Annotated in this window: 3 protein-coding genes and 1 pseudogene; all 4 read left to right on the top strand. The window is 48.0% G+C overall.

Translation table 11 applies throughout. The features are described 5' to 3' along the window. Positions 1-204, top strand: a 204-nt coding sequence (locus tag KQI26_RS15020; RefSeq protein ID WP_216505043.1) for an IS3 family transposase, incomplete at its 5' end; no start/stop codon positions are given. A 91-nt stretch (positions 205-295) separates the two neighbouring features. Next, positions 296-1,249, top strand: coding sequence for a DUF3991 and TOPRIM domain-containing protein (locus tag KQI26_RS15015; protein ID WP_216505042.1), 954 nt, complete (start codon positions 296-298; stop codon positions 1,247-1,249). Positions 1,250-1,406: 157 nt separating this feature from the next. Then, positions 1,407-1,697 (top strand): annotated as a pseudogene (gene mobC / locus KQI26_RS15010) (plasmid mobilization relaxosome protein MobC); the annotation flags it as partial. Positions 1,698-1,814: 117 nt separating this feature from the next. Further along, the coding region (locus KQI26_RS15005) for a relaxase/mobilization nuclease domain-containing protein (RefSeq protein ID WP_216505041.1) at positions 1,815-2,365 on the top strand (551 nt) is incomplete at its 3' end.

Raw genomic sequence — 2,365 nt, 5'->3', positions numbered from 1 at the left:
AACTGTCTGGACAATGCTGTGATAGAAAACTTCTTTGGGCTGCTCAAAAGTGAGCTATTGTATCTGCAGAAATTTCAGTCCATGGAGCACTTCAAACAGGAGCTCATTGAGTATCTGGACTACTACAACAACCGCAGGATTAAGGCAAAGCTAAAGGGCTTGCCGCCTGCAATTCACAGACAGCAAGCCCTTTCGGCTGCTTGAACAATTTTTACTTCAGAATATTGTCTAACTTTTTGGGGTCACTTCATTGCCCCGTGTGCTTTTCTGTTTGAGAGAAAAAGGAGGGAATTTTGTGGCGGGTATTTCCCAGGAGATTATTGGACGCATCCGGCAGATGGACCTGTTGACTTATCTGCGCCGGTATGAGCCGGAAGAGCTGATCCATTTCAGCGGCAGCACATATTGCACCCGTACCCATGACAGTCTGAAAATTTCCAATGGCATGTGGTATTGGTGGAGCAGAGGGATCGGTGGGCGCAGCGCTCTGGATTATTTGATCAAGGTGAAGGGGTTGGAGTTTCGCCAGGCGATGGAGATTTTGGCCGGAGCAACCCAGCCATCTGTTGCTGAAAAAATGGAAAGGCAGAAAAAAGAGACGGCCCAATGGATACAGCTTCCCCCAAGACACGCCGATAACCGGCGTGTCTTTGCTTATCTCAGCAGAAGGGGTATTGATCCGGAGATCATCCGATGCTGTATCAAGGCAGGGCTGTTATACGAAGAGGCCAGGCACCATAATTGCGTGTTCCTGGGGTTTGATGGCCAAACTCCAAAGTATGCCATGCTCCGTGGAACACATAGTGGCAGTACCTTTGTAGGAGAAGTGCCGGGAAGCGATAAGCGTTTTTCCTTTGCTTTTCCCCGTTTGCAGAAACAGTCTTCCGTCCTCTGGGTTTTTGAATCGGCCGTGGATGCGATGTCCTTTCTGACCATGGAAAAGGAGAAGGGGAAAGAGTGGGAAACGATCTCCTGCCTGTCTCTGGGCGGCATAGCTAGGATGACAGAAGGAAAACTGCCTGGGGCGTTGGAATGGTATTTAAAGGAGCACCGGCAAACAAAAGAAATTCATCTTTGTCTGGATAATGATCCTCCTGGGCGCAAGGCCGCCCGATGGCTCCGGGAACAACTGGCGGATTATAGGGTGATGGATGCGCCGCCAGTCCGGGGAAAGGATTACAACGATTTTCTGCAAATGCAGAAAGGAATCTGGGGACAGGTAAAAATGCGAGGGGAGGCCCGGGGATAATTTTCTTTTCAGCTGGATGGAGAAGGACACGGTTTCCGTGTCCTTGCAAGCATAGCATTTGGCTAGCCAAATGCGAACTTGTTAAGGGGATACCCCCTAATACCCCCGATTTTGATGGGCCTTGAGAGGAGATGATTGAACTACGCGCAAGCGGGGAAAAGCTGTTTTAGTGCGCTTAAATGAACAGGAGTATGCCCACCTCAAACGGCTGTCAGAGACTACTGGCCTAAAGATGGAGCCGCTGATCCGGCAGCTCATTCTGGGGCGGGATGTAAAGCCTCGCCCACCAGAAAATCTTGCCGAATTATTACGGCAAATATCCGCCGTGGGCAACAACATCAACCAGATCGCCAAGGTGGCCAATAGTTCCAAATTCATTCGATCGGAAGATATCGAAGAGATCAAAAAGATGCAGTCTGAATTGTGGAAGATGGTCAAAAATATGTGAGATAAAATGGAAATTGATTTTGGGGGTTGAGGAACCATAGCGTATATCAAAATTTTTGCCGTTCGCTCAAGACTGGATAATACAGTAAATTATGCGGCTAACGATATCAAGACCAGATTGGATGAAAAAATCGAGTATGCTCTTGATTCAGATAAGACTGAAACACAGTATTATCGGTCGTGTATCAACTGTGAAAATGTGGATAATGCTTATGAAGCAATGATGTCCACAAAAAGGAAATGGGAAAGTGAGGGTGGGGTACAAGGTTACCACATCATCCAATCTTATAAGCCAGGAGAAGTGACCCCTGAACAGGCCCATGCCATCGGCATGGAATTTGCTCAAAAAATGTTTGGAGATCGGTATGAGGCAGTGGTGGCCACCCATCTGAACAAGCATCATTATCATAATCACATCGTGATCAATTCCGTGTCCTTTTTGGATGGGAAAAAGTATCACTCCAACCAGAAAAGCTATTTTCAAATGCTGCGGGCAGAATCCGATCGGTTGTGCCAGGAACATGGCTTAGCGGTCATCAAGCCCAAGGCGAAAGGCAAACAGTATCCTGAGTGGGAAGCCGAGCAAAAGGGAACCGGCACATTACGCAGTGCCATCCGGGAGGATATCGACGCTGCGATCCGATATTCCTATACCATGGAAGATTTCTG

The organism is Intestinimonas sp. MSJ-38 (genome assembly GCF_018917925.1).
Taxonomy (GTDB): Bacteria; Bacillota; Clostridia; order Oscillospirales; family Butyricicoccaceae; genus Pseudobutyricicoccus.
This window is presented reverse-complemented; position numbering and strand designations above follow the sequence as displayed.